General features: G+C 61.5%; 15 protein-coding genes. 11 read left to right on the top strand and 4 right to left on the bottom strand.

The window, feature by feature from the left end; translation table 11 throughout:
• Positions 1 to 30: 30 nt before the first annotated feature.
• On the bottom strand, positions 31 to 576 hold the full coding sequence (locus tag PMI18_RS14150; protein ID WP_007901197.1) for an RNA polymerase sigma factor: 546 nt from the start codon (positions 574 to 576) through the stop codon (positions 31 to 33).
• Positions 573 to 1,256 carry an STN domain-containing protein gene (locus PMI18_RS14155; RefSeq protein WP_007901195.1) on the bottom strand — a complete coding sequence of 228 codons (684 nt, stop codon included), beginning with the start codon at positions 1,254 to 1,256 and terminating at the stop codon, positions 573 to 575. Before PMI18_RS14155 ends, PMI18_RS14150 begins: the two co-directional genes overlap by 4 nt.
• Positions 1,257 to 1,447: 191 nt before the next feature.
• Between PMI18_RS14155 and PMI18_RS14160 the strand changes: the two genes are divergently transcribed.
• Positions 1,448 to 1,795, top strand: a complete 348-nt coding sequence (locus PMI18_RS14160; protein ID WP_007901193.1) for a hypothetical protein — start codon at positions 1,448 to 1,450, stop codon at positions 1,793 to 1,795.
• A gap of 129 nt (positions 1,796 to 1,924) precedes the next feature.
• Here the strand turns inward: PMI18_RS14160 and PMI18_RS14165 are convergent, their stop codons facing one another.
• Positions 1,925 to 2,365, bottom strand: coding sequence for a carboxymuconolactone decarboxylase family protein (locus PMI18_RS14165; RefSeq protein WP_007901191.1), 441 nt, complete (start codon positions 2,363 to 2,365; stop codon positions 1,925 to 1,927).
• Between the two features lie 205 nt (positions 2,366 to 2,570).
• On the opposite strand from PMI18_RS14165, the gene pdxR reads away from it, so the two are divergent.
• From pdxR to PMI18_RS14180, 3 genes are all read left to right on the top strand, one after another.
• Positions 2,571 to 4,004: a MocR-like pyridoxine biosynthesis transcription factor PdxR gene (gene pdxR / locus PMI18_RS14170; protein WP_007901190.1), complete on the top strand. Its 1,434-nt coding sequence runs from the start codon at positions 2,571 to 2,573 to the stop codon at positions 4,002 to 4,004.
• 123 nt (positions 4,005 to 4,127) lie between these two features.
• Complete coding sequence (locus PMI18_RS14175; RefSeq protein ID WP_007901189.1) at positions 4,128 to 4,421, top strand: antibiotic biosynthesis monooxygenase family protein; 294 nt, start codon at positions 4,128 to 4,130, stop codon at positions 4,419 to 4,421.
• 269 nt (positions 4,422 to 4,690) lie between these two features.
• Positions 4,691 to 4,978, top strand: a complete 288-nt coding sequence (locus PMI18_RS14180; RefSeq protein WP_007901188.1) for a hypothetical protein — start codon at positions 4,691 to 4,693, stop codon at positions 4,976 to 4,978.
• 201 nt (positions 4,979 to 5,179) lie between these two features.
• Here the strand turns inward: PMI18_RS14180 and PMI18_RS14185 are convergent, their stop codons facing one another.
• On the bottom strand, positions 5,180 to 10,087 hold the full coding sequence (locus PMI18_RS14185; RefSeq protein WP_007901187.1) for an NAD-glutamate dehydrogenase: 4,908 nt from the start codon (positions 10,085 to 10,087) through the stop codon (positions 5,180 to 5,182).
• Positions 10,088 to 10,589: 502 nt separating this feature from the next.
• Between PMI18_RS14185 and PMI18_RS14190 the strand changes: the two genes are divergently transcribed.
• The 7 genes from PMI18_RS14190 to PMI18_RS14220 all read left to right on the top strand — a co-directional run bounded on the left by PMI18_RS14190 (position 10,590) and on the right by PMI18_RS14220 (position 18,100).
• Positions 10,590 to 10,943, top strand: coding sequence for a hypothetical protein (locus PMI18_RS14190; protein ID WP_007901182.1), 354 nt, complete (start codon positions 10,590 to 10,592; stop codon positions 10,941 to 10,943).
• A gap of 287 nt (positions 10,944 to 11,230) precedes the next feature.
• A complete protein-coding gene (locus PMI18_RS14195; protein WP_007901181.1) occupies positions 11,231 to 12,190 on the top strand; it encodes an AAA family ATPase in 960 nt (319 codons plus the stop codon).
• Positions 12,191 to 12,195: 5 nt separating this feature from the next.
• Entirely contained in the window at positions 12,196 to 13,140 is a 945-nt protein-coding gene (locus PMI18_RS14200; RefSeq protein WP_007901180.1) for a DUF58 domain-containing protein, read from the top strand.
• A complete protein-coding gene (locus PMI18_RS14205; RefSeq protein WP_007901179.1) occupies positions 13,137 to 13,631 on the top strand; it encodes a DUF4381 domain-containing protein in 495 nt (164 codons plus the stop codon). Before PMI18_RS14200 ends, PMI18_RS14205 begins: the two co-directional genes overlap by 4 nt.
• Positions 13,624 to 14,718, top strand: a complete 1,095-nt coding sequence (locus PMI18_RS14210; RefSeq protein WP_007901178.1) for a vWA domain-containing protein — start codon at positions 13,624 to 13,626, stop codon at positions 14,716 to 14,718. Before PMI18_RS14205 ends, PMI18_RS14210 begins: the two co-directional genes overlap by 8 nt.
• The gene (locus tag PMI18_RS14215; protein ID WP_007901177.1) at positions 14,715 to 16,451 is read left to right on the top strand and encodes a tetratricopeptide repeat protein; all 1,737 of its coding nucleotides are present in this window, start codon (positions 14,715 to 14,717) and stop codon (positions 16,449 to 16,451) included. Before PMI18_RS14210 ends, PMI18_RS14215 begins: the two co-directional genes overlap by 4 nt.
• Positions 16,448 to 18,100, top strand: a complete 1,653-nt coding sequence (locus PMI18_RS14220; protein WP_007901176.1) for a BatD family protein — start codon at positions 16,448 to 16,450, stop codon at positions 18,098 to 18,100. The genes PMI18_RS14215 and PMI18_RS14220 overlap by 4 nt, the downstream gene beginning before the upstream one ends.
• Positions 18,101 to 18,246: the final 146 nt, after the last annotated feature.

Genomic DNA, 18,246 nt, shown 5'->3' with positions numbered 1-18,246 from the left:
GGTACTCACGGATTAATCTGGACTCTTCTATCAAGACGGTTTTCCCGCGCCGGGACCGAACCGCTGAATGACTTTTCTTTCCAGGCGCGCGGCGCAATGACCTAAAGCCGCTTTGATTTCCTTTTCGACCATCCGTGTCGAAATGCCGAAACGCTGGGAGATTTCCAGGTGCGGCGCCTCTTCCAGACGCGCGGCGATAAAAATCTTGCGCCGACGCGCCGGCAGTTCGTACAGCGCTTTGAGCAGTGACTGAATCTCCTTCTGACCGCCCACCACCCGAGCCGGGTCTAGCGCTTCGTCGGACACTTGCAACAACTCCTCCACCTCGCTGCCAGTCAGCAACCGGGCGTCCGACTGGCGCCGGTCGGCAGCAATGTTCAGGGCCATGCGATAGAGGTAGGCATTGGGTTGCGCGATGTTCGGCGGGGCTTCCATGCGGTCGACCCGCAGGTAGGTTTCGTGCAGGACGTCGTTGGCCAGATCCTCCGAACCGAGGCGCCTGCGCAAGCGCACCTTGAAATCGTCATAGGACGTCAGGAACAGCCTGACCATCGAACTTTGCCCGGTGTCTTTCATCCCCCGGAAACTCCTTCCCATTGTGTGCATTCCATGCGTTTTCCTGACGAGTCCGGTAGCAAAAGCAGCGTGACCGGCTGACCCAAGGAGCTGGGCGCCGGGCGTTCTATTCTGAGGTTGCGTAAACTTTCCACCAGCGCCGAGTCGCGCTGAACATCACCTGTGGAACTGACCAAGCGGCTGTACTGCACCACACCGTCACGGCCGATCCACAGTTGCAACAACGCCCGAAAACTGCCCGGGCGGGTCAACGGCGAACGGCACAAGCGACGTTCGAGCGCCGATTGAATCGCCGTCGCATAACTGCCGCCCGCAAGCGGCGCATTGCTTGCGACTGTGCCTGATACCGTGGGCACCTCGGCGACCTGCGCCACCTGCAACGTGAACGCATCCGCTCGGGCATACCGCGCCATCAGCCCGCTGCCACTGAGCATCAGGCTCAACGCATCGGTAGCATTCAAGTGTCCTTTCACGGCGACCGAACGGCGACCGCGGGTCAGCTGGCGATCCACCAGCACCGCCATGCCGGTGGCGCGACTGAACCGTTCAAGCGCGCTGGCCAATGCCTGGGCCGGGATGTCCAGTTCCAGCGGTGTGCGTGGATCGACCGGACCTGCGGACACTACCGATGACATCAACCAAAACAGCAACGCCAGGCAAGCCTGGCGAACGTGAGTCATTAAAACCTGGCGCCCGTCCCTGGCTCTGCCTCGCTGCACGGCTGACGTACCCCTGAAAACCGTCATCCTGAGGGCTGTATATGAACCTGATGTGACGGCCGATGCAAAAAAACCATCACGAGCCGTTCAAGCGCTTTGCTCTAGACTCACGCTCCAGAGCGGCCCCTTTGTGGCCGGCCAGGAGGCCTTCAATGAAACATCTAACGAGCCTTGCAGCGGGCGTGCTGCTGATGAGCGGGCTGTCGCTGGCTCACGCCGAACAACCACAGGGCTGCGTCGAAGTGACGGTCGGTGGCTACAAGGCGCCAGACTACAACTGCCTCAGCCAGCAGATGGGCAACAACCCCGAGGGGGCAGCCGCTGCGCAGAAAAATCAGCAGGCGATGAACGTGCCGATCAACAAGCGGCCACCCCATCAATTGGGCCTGGCCACACCGGCCGCCACCAGCACACGCATGGGCAATACCTTTGGCACATCGGTGAAACCGCAGCGGCCGGCACCGACGACTGCAACTTCACCGCTGCTTAATGGCAGGTGATCAGCCACTGCATGACGAAAATCCTGTAGGAGCGAGGCTTGCCCGCGAAGAACGATTACACGTAATACCTGAAAAACCGCAGTGCATTCTTCGCGGGCAAGCCTCGCTCCTACAAGGTTTGCGGTTGAATCAATCACTGGGCGTTTGCCGAAAGCTCACCGCCAGGCGATTCCAGTTGTTGATGGTGCTGACGGCCAGAGTCAGGTCGACCAGTTCACCTTCGCTGAACTGCTCCCGGGCCTGAGCGTAAACGTCGTCCGGCACGTGGCTTTGCGCAAGCAGGGTCACTGCTTCGGTCCAGGCCAGGGCCGCTCGCTCCCGAGGGTTGAAGAAGTTGCTGTCGCGCCAGACCACGATCGCATACAGCCGGCGATCGCTCTCACCGAAGCGGCGCGCGTCCACCGAGTGCATGTCGGTGCAGAAGGCGCAGCCATTGAGCTGCGAGGCGCGGATTTTGATCAGGTTCAGCAACGCCTGTTCGATGCTCAGGTTGCTGGTCAAGGCCTCCATCGCGATCATGGCTTTCATCGCTTTGGGCGATGCGTTGTAGTAATCCAGGCGGGCGTTCATGGCGGTGTCTCATGGCGCTGATCAATGCCTCCACGGTAGGCGCCGATGCACGAGGGTTACAGACCCAATTTGGCGAAAAAACCATGGACCGCCCGGCAGCAGACCAATCGCAGGTTTTTCGCCCACGCAACTTCTGCGCAGCCGTTCATGCGGGTAATCTGGCGCGACGCACAGTCGCCTCAACCGCCCCAGGAGCCCCGCCGGTATGGAACTTCATGTTGTCATCAACGGCCGCAAGGACCTGGCAGGCCAGTTGTACCGGCAACTGCGCGATGCCATTGAATCCGGTCGCCTGACAGCCGGGACGCAGCTGCCGCCCAGCCGCTTGCTGGCCGAACAACTAGGGATCTCGCGCAAGACCATTTCCGACACGTATGCGCAACTGACCTACGAGAACTTCCTCACCGGGGTGATCGGCAAAGGCACTTACGTCAATGCCCGGGCGGCGAAAATCGTCCACAAGCAGAGCCACTCGGAGCTGGCGAGCTTTGAGGTCATCGAACGCTGGCGCAACCTACCGACGTTCTTGCGCCACCCGACGCTGGAAGGCTCGTTGCGTTACGAGTTCATTGGTGGCGCCACCAGCAAGGGCCAGTTTCCGCAGGACGATTGGCGCCGCTGCACCTCCCATGCCTTGCGCCAGATGGCCGGTTCCAAAGGTTTCTACAGCCAGCCCGAAGGCCTGCCGGCGCTACGCAATGCGATCGCACGGCACATCGCGTTTTCGCGCGGGGTCAACTGTCAGGACGAAGACGTGGTGGTGTGCAACGGCGCGCAGCAGGCGCTGGACCTGATTTCCCGGGTGTTGACCCAACCGGACAGCCTCGTCGCCGTGGAAGACCCCGGCTACCCGCCGGCGCGTCTGTTGTTCGGGAGCCATGGTGCAACGGTGGTCGGCGTGCCGGTGGATGCGCAAGGCATTCAGGTCGAGCACATTCCCGACGGCACTCGGCTGATTTACGTCACCCCGTCCCACCAGTTCCCCTTGGGCATGCCCCTAAGCCAGGCCCGCCGCGAAGCCCTGCTCGCAAGGGCCTATGAGCTGGGGGCGATCATCATCGAAGACGACTACGACAGCGAATTTCGCTACGAAGGCCGGCCCACCGACTCGCTGCAAAGCCTGGATCAGCGCGGCATCGTCGCCTACGTCGGCACTTTCTCGAAGACCTTGTTGCCGGAGCTGCGGCTTGGCTACGCGATTTTGCCGCCGGCGATTCTCGAAGCGGTGATTCGCGCCAAGCAGCTCACCGACCTGCATACCTCCACCCTGCCCCAATGGGCGCTCGCCAAGTTCATCGCCGAGGGCTGTCTGCTCAAGCACATCCGGCGCTGCCATACGATTTACGCCGGGCGTCGTGAACGGATCCTGGCGCGCATGGCGGGCGACCTTTCGCCGTGGTTTGAAGCGGTGCCGACCACAGCCGGGTTCCACATGGCGGTGCTGTGCAAGGTGCCGGTCGATATTCCATTGGTGATCGAATTGGCAAAAAAAGTCGAAGTGGGGCTCTATGCCCTGGACAGCTTTTTTTACCAGCAAGCGCCGCGGGCCGGGCTTTTCCTGGGGTTCGGCGCGATCGAAACCCTGGACATCGACATCGCCCTGGACCGCTTGAGGGATATTTTGCAGCAGCTCGGTTGAGGGATTGGTCTGCGGCTTTATCCAGTGATTGGCTATTGGCGGTCTGGGGGTGCAGGCCTATCCTGACTGGGCGTTATCCCTCAATGAGCAGGATTCGTCCGGCCTGATTCAGGAGTGTGAGCAATGTCCAACGAAGTGATCAACACCGTAAAAGTGCAGGCTGCCGCCGGCCGCTCGGACGAACTGGGTAAGCAACTGCAAAAGATTGTCGACACCCTGCGCGAACTTCCGGGCTGTGACTCTTATATGGTCGACCGCTGCCCCGAGGACGACACCCGCTGGACGGTCAGCGCCCGCTGGCAATCGGAAGCGGCCATGCAAGCGCATTTCAACTGCCCCGAAGTGCAAGGCTTTATCGGCCTGATCGACAGCCGACTGGCCAATGCCGTCGACTTCAACAGCTTTCCAATCGTCTGACAAACACCTGTGGCGAGGGAGCTTGCTCCCGCTCGTCTGCGCAGCAGACGTAAATCCGGCGAACGCAGTCTGCATTGTTCTGCGCGTCCACCGATTTTGGGGCTGCTTCGCAACCCAGCGGGAGCAAGCTCCCTCGCCACGGTTCATCACCCTTTTGCCCTGCGCACTCAGTGATTGGTCCCCTCACCTTCCCGAAAATTGGCCGTTTGATTGCCCGATAGCGCGGCTTACTGTGTCCCTGACGACTCACCACCCTCAGGTAATCAACCATGAAAACACTTCGCTTTTTTGCTGCCTCTCTCGCCGCCCTGACGCTGAGCATTTCAGCCCCGACATTCGCCCACGAAACCGCCCCCTCAGAAAAAGTCACCGTCCTGCAGGACCAGATGCTGAAAAACGCCCCCGGCAAAAAAGCCTTGATGATCGAAGTCGATTACGAGCCGGCAGGTTCTGAACATCTGGTCTCGAAAAATGCCAGCGCCACCCAACCCGCCAAGCTGCTGGTGTTCATGGTGTTGGCTCCTGATGAGAAAGTGTTGATTCCTTTGGAAAACTGATCGCCGAGGTGATGCTGATGGCCTCTTCGCGGGCAAGCCTCGCTCCTACAGGTTTTGTGTTGAGCGCCGATTTTGTGGACACCCGCAATCCCTGTAGGAGCGAGGCTTGCCCGCGAAGGGGCCCGACCAGACACCACAAAACCTTCAGACAAAAAAAAGCCCCCTCTCTTTCGAGACGGGGCTTTCTTCATTCAGCGCTTATCAGGCAGCCGGCTCCAGCTCGGCGTCCGCACTGCTAGTGACAGCAGCAGGCACCACCGCTTGACCGCTCAACGCCAGGTCCAGCAGTTCGCGGTTGGCCACCGCGTACATGGCGTAGTCGGTGCCGCTGGCGGCCCGGATTTCCACCAGCATGGCGCGCCAGCGTTCGATCATGCCTTCGTGCTCTTCCATCCACAGCGCCAGGCGTGTTTCCACGTCCTGGGTGCCGTCGCCCTGTTGCAGGACAGAGATGGTGATCGCACGTTGTTGCCAGTCGACGTCATCACGGAACGCTTCACGGGCCAGGGCCTGCCAGTTGTTTTCAACTGGCAGAGCGCTGATCTGTTGCAGGTACCAGGTGATGTCCAGCGCACTGCCCACGGCGAAGTAGGCCTTGGCCACGTCGGCTGCGTTCTGACCGGTCACATCCGAAGCTTCGATGATCGGCAGCAAGGTGTACAGGTGAGTGGTGCCTGCAACCATGCGCGCCAGCAACTCAGGCACGCCAGCAGCGACGTAAGCCTGGTAGCGGGTCTGCCAGCCTTCACGGGTCGGGCCTTCCAGCAGTTCGTCGAGCTTGAGGCCCAACGCCGCCAGGTGCGGACCGAAGTGCGCGACGTCACGGGCAGCGTTCTGCTCGTTGCGACGGCTGCGCAGGAACCAGCGCGTAGCGCGGCGACCCAGACGCATCAGCTCGTCCATCAGCTCCAGTTGGACGTCGGCCGATACCTGATAATCCAGGGCTTCGATCTGACGGAACCAGTGCGGGAGGTGGAAGATGTCACGCACGATCACATATGCACCGGCCACGTTCGCCGGGCTCATGCCGGTCGACTCTTTGAGTCGTTGAACGAAGGTGATGCCCATGTGGTTCACCAGATCGTTGGCGATCTGGGTGCTGACGATTTCGCGCTTCAGACGGTGACGGCGCATGGCGTCGGAGAACTTGCTCACCAGCGTTGGCGGGAAAGCGGTTTCCATGTCGCGGGTCAGGTAGTCGTCGTCCGGCACCAGGGAGTTGAGCAGCGCTTCCTTGAGGTCGATCTTGCTGTAGGAGATCAGCACCGACAGCTCGGCACGGGTCAGGCCATGGCCCGCCGCGACGCGCTCGTTGATCGCCTCTTCAGCCGGCAGGAACTCGATGGCGCGATCCAGCTTGCCGCGGCCTTCCAGATCGTTCATCAGACGCTTGTATTCGGCAATCCGCGGCAAGGCACGGCGTGCCGCCAGGGACAGTGCCTGAGTCTGCTTGTAGTTGTTACCGAGCACCAGGTTGCCGACTTCGTCGGTCATGCTCGCCAGCAACTGGTTACGTTGCTTGTCGGTCATGTCACCGGCATGAACCACTTCGTTGAGCAGGATCTTGATGTTCACTTCGTGGTCGGAGCAGTCCACACCACCGGCGTTGTCGATGAAGTCGGTGTTGGAACCGCCGCCATTGAGGCCGAATTCGACACGACCCAATTGGGTCATACCGAGGTTACCGCCCTCGCCCACGACTTTGCAGCGCAGTTCGTTGCCGTTCACACGCAGTGCATCGTTGGCCTTGTCGCCGACATCGGCGTGGCTTTCGGTGCTGGCTTTCACGTAGGTACCGATACCGCCGTTCCACAACAGGTCCACCGGTGCCTTGAGCAAGGCATTCAGCAGTTCGGTCGGGGTCAGCTTGTCAGCCTGAATGTCGAAGCGCTCTTTCATCTGCGGGGAAATCGCGATGCTTTTCGCGCTACGGGAGAAGATCCCGCCGCCTTCGGACATGATGCTGGTGTCGTAGTCCGACCACGCCGAACGTGGCAGATCGAACAGACGTTGACGCTCGGCGAAGCTGTTGGCTGGCTCCGGGTTCGGGTCAATGAAGATGTGCAGGTGGTTGAACGCAGCGACCAGTTGCAGCTTGTCGGACATCAGCAAGCCATTACCGAACACATCACCGGCCATGTCGCCGACGCCCACCACAGTGATGCTGTCTTCCTGGACATTGATGCCGCGCTCGCGGAAGTGGCGTTGTACGCCGACCCACGCGCCCTTGGCGGTAATGCCCATTTTCTTGTGGTCGTAACCCGCCGAGCCACCGGACGCAAAGGCGTCGCCGAGCCAGAAGCCGTAGTCGATGGCGATGCCGTTGGCGATGTCGGAGAAGGTTGCAGTGCCCTTGTCCGCCGCCACCACCAGGTACGGGTCATCGTCGTCATGACGCACGACGTTGGCCGGCGGTACCAGCGCGCCGTCTTTCAGGTTGTCGGTGATGTCCAACAGGCCCGAGATGAAGATGCGGTAGCAGGCGATGCCCTCGGCCGCGATCTCGTCACGGCTGCCGCCCAGTGGCAGGCGACGCGGCAGGAAGCCACCCTTCGCACCCACCGGTACGATGACCGAGTTCTTCACTTGCTGGGCTTTTACCAGGCCCAGGACTTCAGTACGGAAGTCTTCTTCACGGTCGGACCAGCGCAGACCACCGCGAGCAACGTTGCCAAAGCGCAGGTGCACGCCTTCGACGCGAGGCGAGTAAACGAAGATTTCGAACTTCGGTACCGGCTTCGGCAGCTCTGGAATCTGGTGCGGGTTGAACTTGAAGCTGAAGTAGGACTTGTTCTGACCGTGGGCGTCGGTCTGGTAGAAGTTGGTCCGCAGGGTCGCTTTGATCAGGTCCAGGTAACGACGCAGGATGCGGTCTTCGTTGAGCACCTGGACATCGTCCAGTGCTGCCAGAATCGCGTGTTCCAGGCGTTGTTGCTTGTCTTCCAGATCGTCACTGGCAAGCTTGCGCGCCAGGTAGAAACGGGTCTTGAACAACCGGGTCAACTCGCGAGCGATGTCGGTGTGGTTGTTCAGGGTGCTGGCGATGTAACCCAGGTCGAAGCCCAGGCGGATCTGCTTCATGTAACGGGCGTAGGCACGCAGCAGCGCGACATCGCGCCATGGCAGGCCGGCGGTCAGCACCAGACGGTTGAAGGCATCGTTCTCGGCATCGCCACGCACGATGTGGACGAAAGCGTCCTGCAAGGTGTCGTTGAGTTGCTGGATGTCGAGTTCCAGGCCTTCGGCGGCGGTGAACGCGAAGTCGTGAATCCAGAATTCGCGGCCATTGTTATGACGCAGGCGATACGGGAACTCACCCAGCACGCGCAGGCCAAGGTTTTCCAGGATCGGCAATACGTCGGACAACGCCAGCGGGGTGTCGGCGTGATACAGCTTGCAGTGCAGCATGCGCTGGCCGGAGACCTGAGCCAGTGGCTGATAGAAGCTCATCACCAGCGGATTTTTTTCGTTCAGGCTCAGCAGGTGCTGCATGTCGACCACAGCCGAGTGGGCTGCAAAACGCTCGCGGTAACCGGCCGGGAAGCCTTTCGGGAAGTCGGCCAGCACGTTGGTGCCCTGGGCTTCGCCGAAGCTCTCGACCACCAGGCTTGCGTAGTCGTCCTGCCAGCTGCGGCAGGCCTGTACCACTTCTTTTTCCAGCAGAACCGGGTCGATGTCCAGGCGGTTCTTCGGATCGACCCGCAGAATCAGTTGCACGCGGGCCAGCACGGACTCGGAGAAGAAGGTCCAGAACTCGCAGTCCGAGGCTTTCAGGCGATCCATCAGCACTTGCTGGATCTTCTGGCGCACTTCGGTGGAGTAGATGTCGCGCGGCACGTAGGCCAGGCAGTAGCAAAAACGGCCGTACGGGTCTTTGCGCAGGAACACGCGGATCTTGTTGCGTTCCTGGATCTGCACGATCGACATCACGGTGGTGAACAGCTCGTCCACCGGGGTCTGGAACAAGTCGTCGCGCGGCAACACTTCAAGCACTTGGGCCAATTCCTTGCCCAAGTGAGCCTTGGCCTGGAAGCCCGAACGCTGTTCGATGATCTCGACCTTGCGACGGATGTAAGGAATGACCCGCACGCTTTCGCCATACACCGACGAGGTGTACAGGCCCATGAAGCGGCATTCCTTGATGACTTTGCCATCGGCATCGATCTGGCGGATCGATACGTAATCCGGGTAAGCCGGACGGTGGACACGGCTTGGGTGTGCAGCCTTGGCGAACGACAGCGGCGTCGGTTCGCGCAGGTAGTTGACGGCGTAGTCTTCGATTCGCAGATCGTCGACGGTCAGGCCGGCACGCAGCAGTTTGGTCAGGCCGAGGAACGAGCTTTGGTCATATTCGATGTGACCGCCGTTCTGATCCTCGCCCACCACGAATTCTTCGTAGCCCAGGAAGGTGAAGTGGTTGCCCACCAGCCATTCCAGGAAGCTCTTGATTTCGGACTTTTCGTCGGCGTTGATGATGAACTGGCTGTTGTCGATGCCTTCGATCAACTGCTGGACCTTGGCTTTCATCGGTTCGAAATCGGCAACCGCGACGCGGACTTCACCGAGAACCTGCTCCAGCTCTTTGGTCAGGACGTTCAGTTCGGCCGTGTTGGCGCAACGGTCGATTTCCAGGTACATCAGCGATTCTTGCAGAATGCCTTCACCCTGGGTGCCCTTCGGCAGGATTTCCAGCAGCTCGCCCTTGCTGCCGCGACGCACGCTCAGCACAGTGGTTTGCAGGGTATGAATGCTGTAGCCGCGACGGTTCAGTTCGGTGCGCACCGAGTCCACCAGGAACGGCAGATCGTGGTGCAGCACTTCGACCGCGGTGTGGGTCGACTGCCAGCCGTGGCGTTCGTAATCCGGGTTGTAGACGCGCACTTGCGGATGCGCGTGATCGAAGCGCTCAAGCAGGCGCCACGCAGAAAGGGTGCAGCCGGCGAGGTCGGACAGCCGACGCTGGGTCAGCTCGTCCAGGGAAATGATGCCGAAGAATTGTTCGGCGAACAGCGCCACTTGTGGCAGTGCCTGTTCACTGATGTGCTGCGCCAGTGCCGCTTGCAGTTGGTGCTGGAAGTCGGCTTTGCTGGCTGCGGTGAAGAACGCCATCTGTGGTACTCCGCTTGGGCTTGTTATTGATGGAAGCGTCGCGTGCAAACCCCTTTCGGGGCAATCCGTCACCCTGTTCCTGATTCTCGGGCAGAGGAAACAGGATGACAGGTGGGTGAAGCTGGACGAGACACTCAGGTCACATTCACCTTCCATTGAATGGGCATCTGCAAAAACGACTGCCAAGGCAACAGGCAATGCCTTTACGGGTGCTCATCCGTTGCGCAGCTTAACGAGTGCGGCAAGGGCCGTGCTTGCAGCGCTGCGACATATTCGGTCATCGGCACGTAACTCGCGGCATGTGCCTTGAACAACACTAGCAGCCGTGTAGCAAAATGGGCGTTTTATGCCCGGCTTTACGGTACATGCGTGCCAAAAATGACCAGTAACACCCCGAATGTTCACGACACATCTTCTGACACTCAGCCGAGCAGAAATTCCCCGGGGCTGGCAGAATTGCCTTTTGTTACGTTCACCACGCTCGCCGAGCCAGGATTTTCCCATGCAAATGACAACTGACCTCTTGATCGTCAACCCGTGCGACGAAGAAGAAGACAACTTGGCCATGCTCTGCTGCAACAGCGCCGAGGGCGAAATGTTCCTGATGAGCCGCTTTCCGGACGAGGATGAGCTGGAGATCATCTTCCACGACAAGCCCTCGGCCCTCAACGGCGTGAAAGTCACCCTCAGCCCTGACCGCCTGCTGATCGAAATTGCTGCCGCGGATGCCGATGTGCTCGATGGCGAAGATTCGCTGGAAATCCTGCACAGCACCGATGCTGGCGATCTGGCTGAAGTGGAAGAGACCTTGCAGAACATCCTCAAGGGGATTGGTACTTATATAAGCCAGCTCTGATGGTGTTTGAGCTGGCGCCTTCGCGGGCAAGCCTCGCTCCTACAGGTTTTGCGTCGACACAATATCGCGGCGCCTCGATACCTGTAGGAGCGAGGCTTGCCCGCGAAGGTGTCCAAAAGAACACCGCAATACCCACCCCCTACAAAATTCCAACAATTTTGCCCATCAATTCCCGCACTTTGCACAAAATGCCGTTGGTCGCCGCCCCCCGCGATGGATTAAAGTAACGCCCCCAGCCTTGGCGTTATTCGAACGTCTTCGGTCACCCTTTCCAGGAACAGTCATCGATGGAACATCGTGAAGCGCTGCTCGCGCTGCGAACCTTTCTTTCAACGCAGATTCTCGGCCAGGAAAAACTCATCGAGCGCTTGCTCATCGCCTTGCTCGCCGACGGCCACATGCTGGTCGAGGGCGCCCCGGGCCTGGCCAAGACCAAGGCCATCAAAGAACTCGCCGAAGGCATCGAAGCACAGTTCCATCGCATCCAGTTCACCCCCGACCTGCTGCCGGCCGACATCACCGGCACGGAAATCTATCGCCCGGAAACCGGCAGTTTCGTGTTCCAGCAAGGCCCGATCTTCCACAATCTGGTGTTGGCGGACGAAATCAACCGTGCCCCCGCCAAGGTTCAGTCGGCCCTGCTTGAAGCCATGGGCGAACGCCAGGTCAGCGTCGGGCGCAGCACCTACGACCTGTCGCCGCTGTTTTTGGTCATGGCCACGCAAAACCCCATCGAGCAGGAAGGCACCTACCCGCTGCCAGAAGCCCAGCTCGACCGTTTCCTGATGCACGTGAAAATCGGCTTCCCTGACGCCGCCGTCGAGCGCCGGATTCTGCAACAGGCTCGCGGCGAAGCGCTGCACGGCGAAACCAAACCCGAACGTCGGGTCAGCCAGCAGGCGATCTTCGCCGCGCGCAAGGAAATCCTCGGGTTGTACATGGCCGACGCCGTGGAGGAATACCTGGTGCAACTGGTCATGGCCACACGCACGCCGGCCAAGTTCGACCCGGAAATGGCCGAATGGATCGCCTACGGCGCCAGTCCGCGTGGTTCCATTGCCCTGGACCGTTGCGCCCGGGCTCACGCCTGGCTGGCCGGTCGCGACTTCGTCAGCCCGGAAGACATTCAGGCGGTGCTGTTCGATGTGTTGCGCCACCGCATCATTCTTTCCTTCGAAGCCGAAGCCGCTGGCATCGACCAGGACCGGGTGGTCCAGCGGATTCTCGACGTCGTAGCCGTCGCTTGACCCCGATGAACGCCCTCCTGCCGCCCGAGCCGGGCATCCGTGTCAGCCTTTCCGAGCTGATCCAGATGCGTCATCGCGTGCGCGAAGTGCAGTTATTTTCCACGCCGAGCCAACGCAGCCCGCTGATCGGCCTGCACCACTCCAAACTGCGCGGGCGCGGGGTGGACTTCGATCAGGTGCGGGTGTACCAGGCCGGCGATGACGTGCGAAGCATCGATTGGCGCGTCACCGCCCGGACCCAGGAGCCTCACACCAAGCTGTTCCATGAAGAACGCGAGCGACCGATTTTCATCATGGTCGAACAGAGCTGCCGGCTGTTTTTCGGCTCCGGGCTGATGTTCAAATCGGTGCTTGCCGCCCAGGCGGCGAGCCTGATTGGCTGGGCCGCGCTGGGCCATAACGACCGGGTCGGCGGGCTGGTGTTCGGCGACAACGAACACTACGAGATCAAACCGCGACGCAGCAAGCAGAGCCTGCTGCAATTGCTCAACCGACTGGTGCGAGTCAACCAGTCGCTGCACACCGAACGCGAGCCCGACCGCGACGCCTTCGGCATTGCCCTGCGTCGCGCCCGGGAAGTATTGCGCCCTGGCAGCCTGGTGATCGTGATCTGCGACGAACGCGCCTTGTCCGACGGTGCGGAGCAGCAGTTGAGCCTGTTGTCACGCCATTGCGACCTGTTGCTATTGCCCGTGTCCGATCCGCTGGATCACGCCCTGCCCGCTGCCGGGCTTTTACGCTTCGCGGAACGGGGGGCACAGCTGGAACTCGACACGTTGAATTTCGACTTGCGCCAGGCCTATCGCGCACAGGCTGAAGCGCGCATCGCCCGCTGGGAGCTGCTGGCGCAAAAGTTGCGGGTATTGCTGATGCCTTTGAGCACCCAAAGCGAAATGGTCGAGCAACTGCGCGAATACCTCAATCCTCAACGTCCGGGGAAAGGTCGATGAGCAGCCTCGATCAACTGCAACCGCTGATTTCCCCGCCACCGATCGGCTTCTGGCCGCCGGCGCCGGGCTGGTGGCTGCTGCTGTTATTGCTGCCATTGATCGGTTTCGGCCTGTGGCAGTTGCGCCGCTTCATCCCGAACAAGCGCCCTATCGTCCGTGCCGAACAACCACTGGACCCGGTGCGTCTCGCGGCGCTGGCCGAACTCGCCCGGATGCCCAAGCCCTACGACGGCGCCCCAGCCGGTGCCTGGCTGCAGCAACTCAACGGCTTGCTCAAACGCCTGTGTCGCAACCATTACCCCTACAGCCAGAGCCATACCCTTAACGGGCGCAAATGGCTGGCGTTCCTTGATAACCGCTGCCCGGCCGCCGGCCTCACGCGCTGGATGGTGCTGGTCGAAGGCGCCTACAAACCCGAATGCAAACTCGACGACAAGGCCATCGCCGGCCTGACTCAAGCCGTCGACACCTGGATTCGCAAACATGTTTGAGTTCGCCTGGCCGTGGATCTTTGCCCTGCTGCCACTGCCCTGGCTGATGCGAGTGCTGCTACCGGTGGCCGACAGTGGCGAACCGGCACTCAAAGTCAGCTTCCTCAGCGATCTCGAAGGCCTCGCTCGCCGCCGTGCCCGGGCGAATCTGCCAGCGTGGCGTCAGCAAGCACCGTTCATTTTGCTGTGGTTGTTTTTGCTGATCGCCGCGGCGCGCCCGCAATGGCTCGGCGAACCCCTGCCGATTGCCGCCAGTGGTCGCGATTTGCTGGTGGCGGTCGACGTGTCCGGCTCGATGGATTTCCCCGACATGCAGTGGCAGGACGAAGACGTCAGCCGACTGACGTTGGTGAAACATTTGCTTGGCGATTTTCTTGAAAGCCGCGACGGCGACCGGGTCGGCTTGATTCTGTTCGGCAGCCAGGCGTATCTGCAAGCGCCGCTGACTTTTGACCGGCACACCGTTCGCGTGTGGCTCGACGAAGCGCGGATCGGCATCGCCGGCAAAAATACCGCCATCGGCGACGCCATTGGTCTGGCCCTCAAACGCCTGCGCCAACGCCCGGCACAAAGCCGTGTGCTGATTCTGGTCACCGATGGCGCCAACAACGGCGGCGAAATCGACCCGCTGACAGCCGCCCGACTGGCGGCCAACGAAGGCGTAAAAATCTACCCGATCGGTATCGGCGCCGACCCGGAACAAAGCGGCACCCTGGGATTCCTGGGCATCAACCCGAGCCTGGACCTCGACGAACCGGCCTTGAAAGCCATCGCCCAAGCCACCGGTGGCCAGTACTTCCGTGCCCGCGACGGCGAGGAATTGCAGGCGATCAAGCGCACCCTCGACAAACTGGAGCCGGTGACCCAGCAACCCACTCAGGCCCGCCCGGCCCAAGCGTTGTATCACTGGCCTTTGGCGATGGCGCTGCTGCTGAGCATGCTGCTGGTGATCCGCGAGCGCTGGCCGGATAACCCGTTGCAACGGCTGTTTAGCAAGGAGCTGTTTACCAAAGAGCGGTTTCTGCAAACGCAACTGCCCGACTGGCGTCAGCGGCTCAAACGCCTGCGCCTGCGGAGGCGCCGATGATTGCGCTCTGGCCGCACTGGTTCCGCCCTTGGTGGCTGCTGTTGTTGCCGTTGCTGGGCTGGTTGCTCTGGCAACTCTGGCATCGACAGAAACGCGCTGGCCGCTGGCAAATGATTCTGCCGCCGGCCTTCCATGCCGTATTGCTCAGTGGTGGCAGCGGTCGCGAAAGCAAACTGCCGTGGGTCGCCCTGGGCCTGGCCTGGGTGCTGACCGTTCTGGCCTTGCTGGGCCCAAGCTGGCAGCGCGTCGAACAAACCAGTCAAAAACCCGCCGACCCGCTGGTGGTGTTGCTTGAGCTGACCCCGGAAATGCTCGCCACCGACAGTGCGCCAAACAGGCTGGAACAAGCCCGGCGCAAACTGTTTGATCTGCTGCAAAATCGCAGCGACGCGCAGACCGCAATCATCGTCTATGCCGGCAGCGCCCACACCTTGGTGCCGCTGTCGGATGACCTGTCGACCAGCCGCAACCTGGTGGATGCGCTCAAGCCGTCGCTGATGCCCCTGGCCGGTCATCGTGCCGATCTAGCGGTGGCCAAGGCCCTTGCGCTGCTGGATCAGGGCGCCCTCGGTCAAGGTCGGATCCTGCTGATCGGTTCGTCGCTGACGGAACAGGAACGCCAAGGGATTCGTCAGGCGCTGGACGACAAGTCCACGCAATTTCTGATGCTCGGTATCGGCACCGCCGAAGGGGCGCCGGTCGCGCAGGACGACGGCAGTTTCCTCAAGGATGACCTGGGCGCCATTCTGGTGCCCCGTCTGGACGACCCCAGCCTCAAAGCCTTTGCCAACGGCCTGGGCGGACGTTATCGCCAGGCGCGTCTGGACGATGCCGACCTGCGCGGCCTTGGCCTGCTTGATGGTCCACGGGATCTGCGCAACGACGGCCAGACATTGCGCCTCGACACCTGGGCCGATCAGGGCTATTGGCTGCTGTTGCCGCTGTTATTACTGGCCGCCTGTGCCGGGCGCCGCGGTTGGCTGTTCTGCCTGCCGCTGCTGTTCCTGCTGCCGCAACCGAGCTACGCCTTCGATTTCGAAGACTTGTGGCTGCGTCCCGATCAGCAAGGCCTGCATTTGCTCAAACAAAAGCGCCCGGCCGAGGCCGCGCAGCATTTCGAAGACCCGCAGTGGCAAGGTGTGGCGCTCTATGAAGCCGGCGACTACAGTGGCGCCGCCCAGCGGTTTACCCAAGGCACCGATGCCCACGCCCACTACAATCGGGGTAACGCCCTGGCCAAAAGCGGTGAGCTGGAAGCAGCGCTGGATGCTTACGATCAAGCACTTGAACGTCAACCGGATCTGCGCCCGGCCCTGACCAACAAGGCACTGGTGGAAAGCCTGCTGAAACAGAAAACCTCAGCGCCGCCCGTCGAGCCGGACAAAACCGCCGATGGCAAAACCGAAACCATCACCCAGGAACCGCCGCCCGGCAGCGCCACCCAACCCAGCAATGGCGAGCCGAAAACCGACGCCGAGCAAACCACCCCGGACGCCGAGCAGCCGGCCACGACGCCACCGCAACCGGGCGCCAATGAAGTCCCGGGCAGCGAGTTGGGGGATGAGCAAAGCACCACGCCACCGCGACGCCCGGCCAGCGACATGATTGAAGGCGAACAGCGCCAGGCGCTGGAGCAATGGCTGCGCAAGATCCCGGATGACCCCGGCGAACTGCTCAGACGCAAATTCTGGTACGAACAGCAACAACATCAGGATCAGGAAAAAACTCGATGACCCGCTTCACCGCCTTCTTGCTCGCATTGTTGTCCGCCCTGTGGCTCTGCACCGTTCAGGCCCAGGCTGTGGAGCTGGTCGCCAGCGTCGATCGCAGCCGCCTGAATTCCGGCGAGACGGTCGAACTGACCCTGGAAACCAGCGACGTGACCCAGTTCGGCAAACCCGACCTGTCCCCGCTGGAGCCGCTGTTCGAAGTGCGCGGCACCCGCCAGGTCAACCAACTGAATACGCTCAACGGCAACACCCAAGCGACCACCCGCTGGATCATCACCCTGCTGCCCCGGCAAAACGGCAGCGTGGTGATCCCATCGCTGCAACTGGGCGACGTCCAGAGCCAGCCAATTACCGTGCAAGTGATCGAGAGCGAAACCCAGGACAGCAGCAACACGCTGGCGCCGGTGTTCATCGAGGCCAGCCTCGACCAGAACAGCGTCTATGTGCAGGCGCAGGCGATCCTGACCTTGCGCATCTACCATTCGGTGTCGCTGTACGACGACAGCAGCCTGACCCCGTTGCAGATTCCCGATGCGCGCATCGAACAGCTGGGCGACTCGCGCACCTACGAGAAAGTCATCAACGGCCTGCGCCATGGCGTGATCGAGATGCGCTACGCGATCTACCCGCAGCACAGCGGTGAATTGATTATTCCGGCGCAGATGTTCAGTGCCACGCCAGTCGATACCCGACCGTCCCAGGACGCAACACCTCAAGGGCCGAAACCGGGCAAGCAGATGCGCGTCAAATCCGCCGAGATCCCGCTGACGGTCAAGGCCAAACCCGACACGTATCCAGCCGATGTTCCCTGGCTGCCGGCCCGCAGCCTGAGCCTCGGCGAAAGCTGGAGCCCGGAACCGGATCATTTGCAGGTCGGCGACTCGCTGACCCGCAGCTTGACCCTGAACGCCGAAGGCCTCGCCAGTTCGCAACTGCCACCGTTGCCCGCCACCGAGATCAACGGCCTGCGGCGCTACCCGGATCAACCGGTGCTGGGCAACCAGAGCAGCGAGCGCGGCTTGATCGGCAGTCGCGAGGACCGTGAAGCCCTGGTGCCGACCCGCACTGGCAACATTGACTTGCCGAGCGTTGAAGTGGTCTGGTGGAACACCTTCGAGGATCACCTGGAACACAGCAGTCTGCCGGCCCGCACGCTGCAAGTGGCGAGCAATCCGAGCCTGATCGTCGATACCCCGGCGGGCAGCCCGCAGGCCATCTCCGGCGCCAACAACGAAGCCCTCTGGTGGTGGAAACTCAGCACCGTGCTTCTGGCCTGCACCACGCTGCTGGGCTTCGGCCTGTGGTGGCGCGCCCGCTGGCAACCGGCGGTCCTGCGGGCGGCGCAGACCGGCCCGAGCCCACGCACCTTGCTCGACGACCTCAAACGCACCTGTCAGGCCAACGACTCCCACGCCACCCGCCAGGCCCTCGACGCCTGGGCCCGACAACAACCGGAAACCCTGGCCGACATGGCGGCGCGTTTTGTGCCGCTGTCCGATGCGCTGGACGGCTTGAACGGTGCGCTGTACAGCGAAACCGGCCAGTACTGGCAGGGCGAGGATCTCTGGCGCGCGATTCGGGCGATCCCGACGGCCGAGGGGGTTCAGGATCTGGTTGGCGATACCGGGTTGCCGCCGCTGTATCCGAAATAGATCAAATCCCTGTAGGAGCGAGGCTTGCCCGCGAAGAACGATGACTCGATGCATCTGTTAGACCGCGTCATCGTTCTTCGCGGGCAAGCCTCGCTCCTACAGGGACCGTGTTCCTCTGCAAAGCTTCGACATCCCCCAAACCCGTG

The organism is Pseudomonas sp. GM102 (assembly GCF_000282555.1).
Classification (GTDB): Bacteria; Pseudomonadota; Gammaproteobacteria; order Pseudomonadales; family Pseudomonadaceae; genus Aquipseudomonas.
Note: the sequence above shows the minus strand (reverse complement) of the source record. Positions and strands in the feature narration are given on the sequence as shown.

Excerpts from the sequence above, each read along its gene's own strand:
- PMI18_RS14210 (WP_007901178.1), top strand. The coding sequence starts at position 13,624 with ATGTTTGAGTTCGCCTGGCCGTGGATCTTTGCCCTGCTGCCACTGCCC.
- PMI18_RS14180 (WP_007901188.1), top strand. The coding sequence starts at position 4,691 with ATGAAAACACTTCGCTTTTTTGCTGCCTCTCTCGCCGCCCTGACGCTG.
- PMI18_RS14155 (WP_007901195.1), bottom strand. The coding sequence starts at position 1,256 with ATGACTCACGTTCGCCAGGCTTGCCTGGCGTTGCTGTTTTGGTTGATG.
- PMI18_RS14150 (WP_007901197.1), bottom strand. The coding sequence starts at position 576 with ATGAAAGACACCGGGCAAAGTTCGATGGTCAGGCTGTTCCTGACGTCC.
- PMI18_RS14215 (WP_007901177.1), top strand. The coding sequence starts at position 14,715 with ATGATTGCGCTCTGGCCGCACTGGTTCCGCCCTTGGTGGCTGCTGTTG.
- PMI18_RS14165 (WP_007901191.1), bottom strand. The coding sequence starts at position 2,365 with ATGAACGCCCGCCTGGATTACTACAACGCATCGCCCAAAGCGATGAAA.
- PMI18_RS14195 (WP_007901181.1), top strand. The coding sequence starts at position 11,231 with ATGGAACATCGTGAAGCGCTGCTCGCGCTGCGAACCTTTCTTTCAACG.
- PMI18_RS14175 (WP_007901189.1), top strand. The coding sequence starts at position 4,128 with ATGTCCAACGAAGTGATCAACACCGTAAAAGTGCAGGCTGCCGCCGGC.
- PMI18_RS14185 (WP_007901187.1), bottom strand. The coding sequence starts at position 10,087 with ATGGCGTTCTTCACCGCAGCCAGCAAAGCCGACTTCCAGCACCAACTG.
- PMI18_RS14220 (WP_007901176.1), top strand. The coding sequence starts at position 16,448 with ATGACCCGCTTCACCGCCTTCTTGCTCGCATTGTTGTCCGCCCTGTGG.
- pdxR (WP_007901190.1), top strand. The coding sequence starts at position 2,571 with ATGGAACTTCATGTTGTCATCAACGGCCGCAAGGACCTGGCAGGCCAG.
- PMI18_RS14190 (WP_007901182.1), top strand. The coding sequence starts at position 10,590 with ATGCAAATGACAACTGACCTCTTGATCGTCAACCCGTGCGACGAAGAA.
- PMI18_RS14205 (WP_007901179.1), top strand. The coding sequence starts at position 13,137 with ATGAGCAGCCTCGATCAACTGCAACCGCTGATTTCCCCGCCACCGATC.
- PMI18_RS14160 (WP_007901193.1), top strand. The coding sequence starts at position 1,448 with ATGAAACATCTAACGAGCCTTGCAGCGGGCGTGCTGCTGATGAGCGGG.
- PMI18_RS14200 (WP_007901180.1), top strand. The coding sequence starts at position 12,196 with ATGAACGCCCTCCTGCCGCCCGAGCCGGGCATCCGTGTCAGCCTTTCC.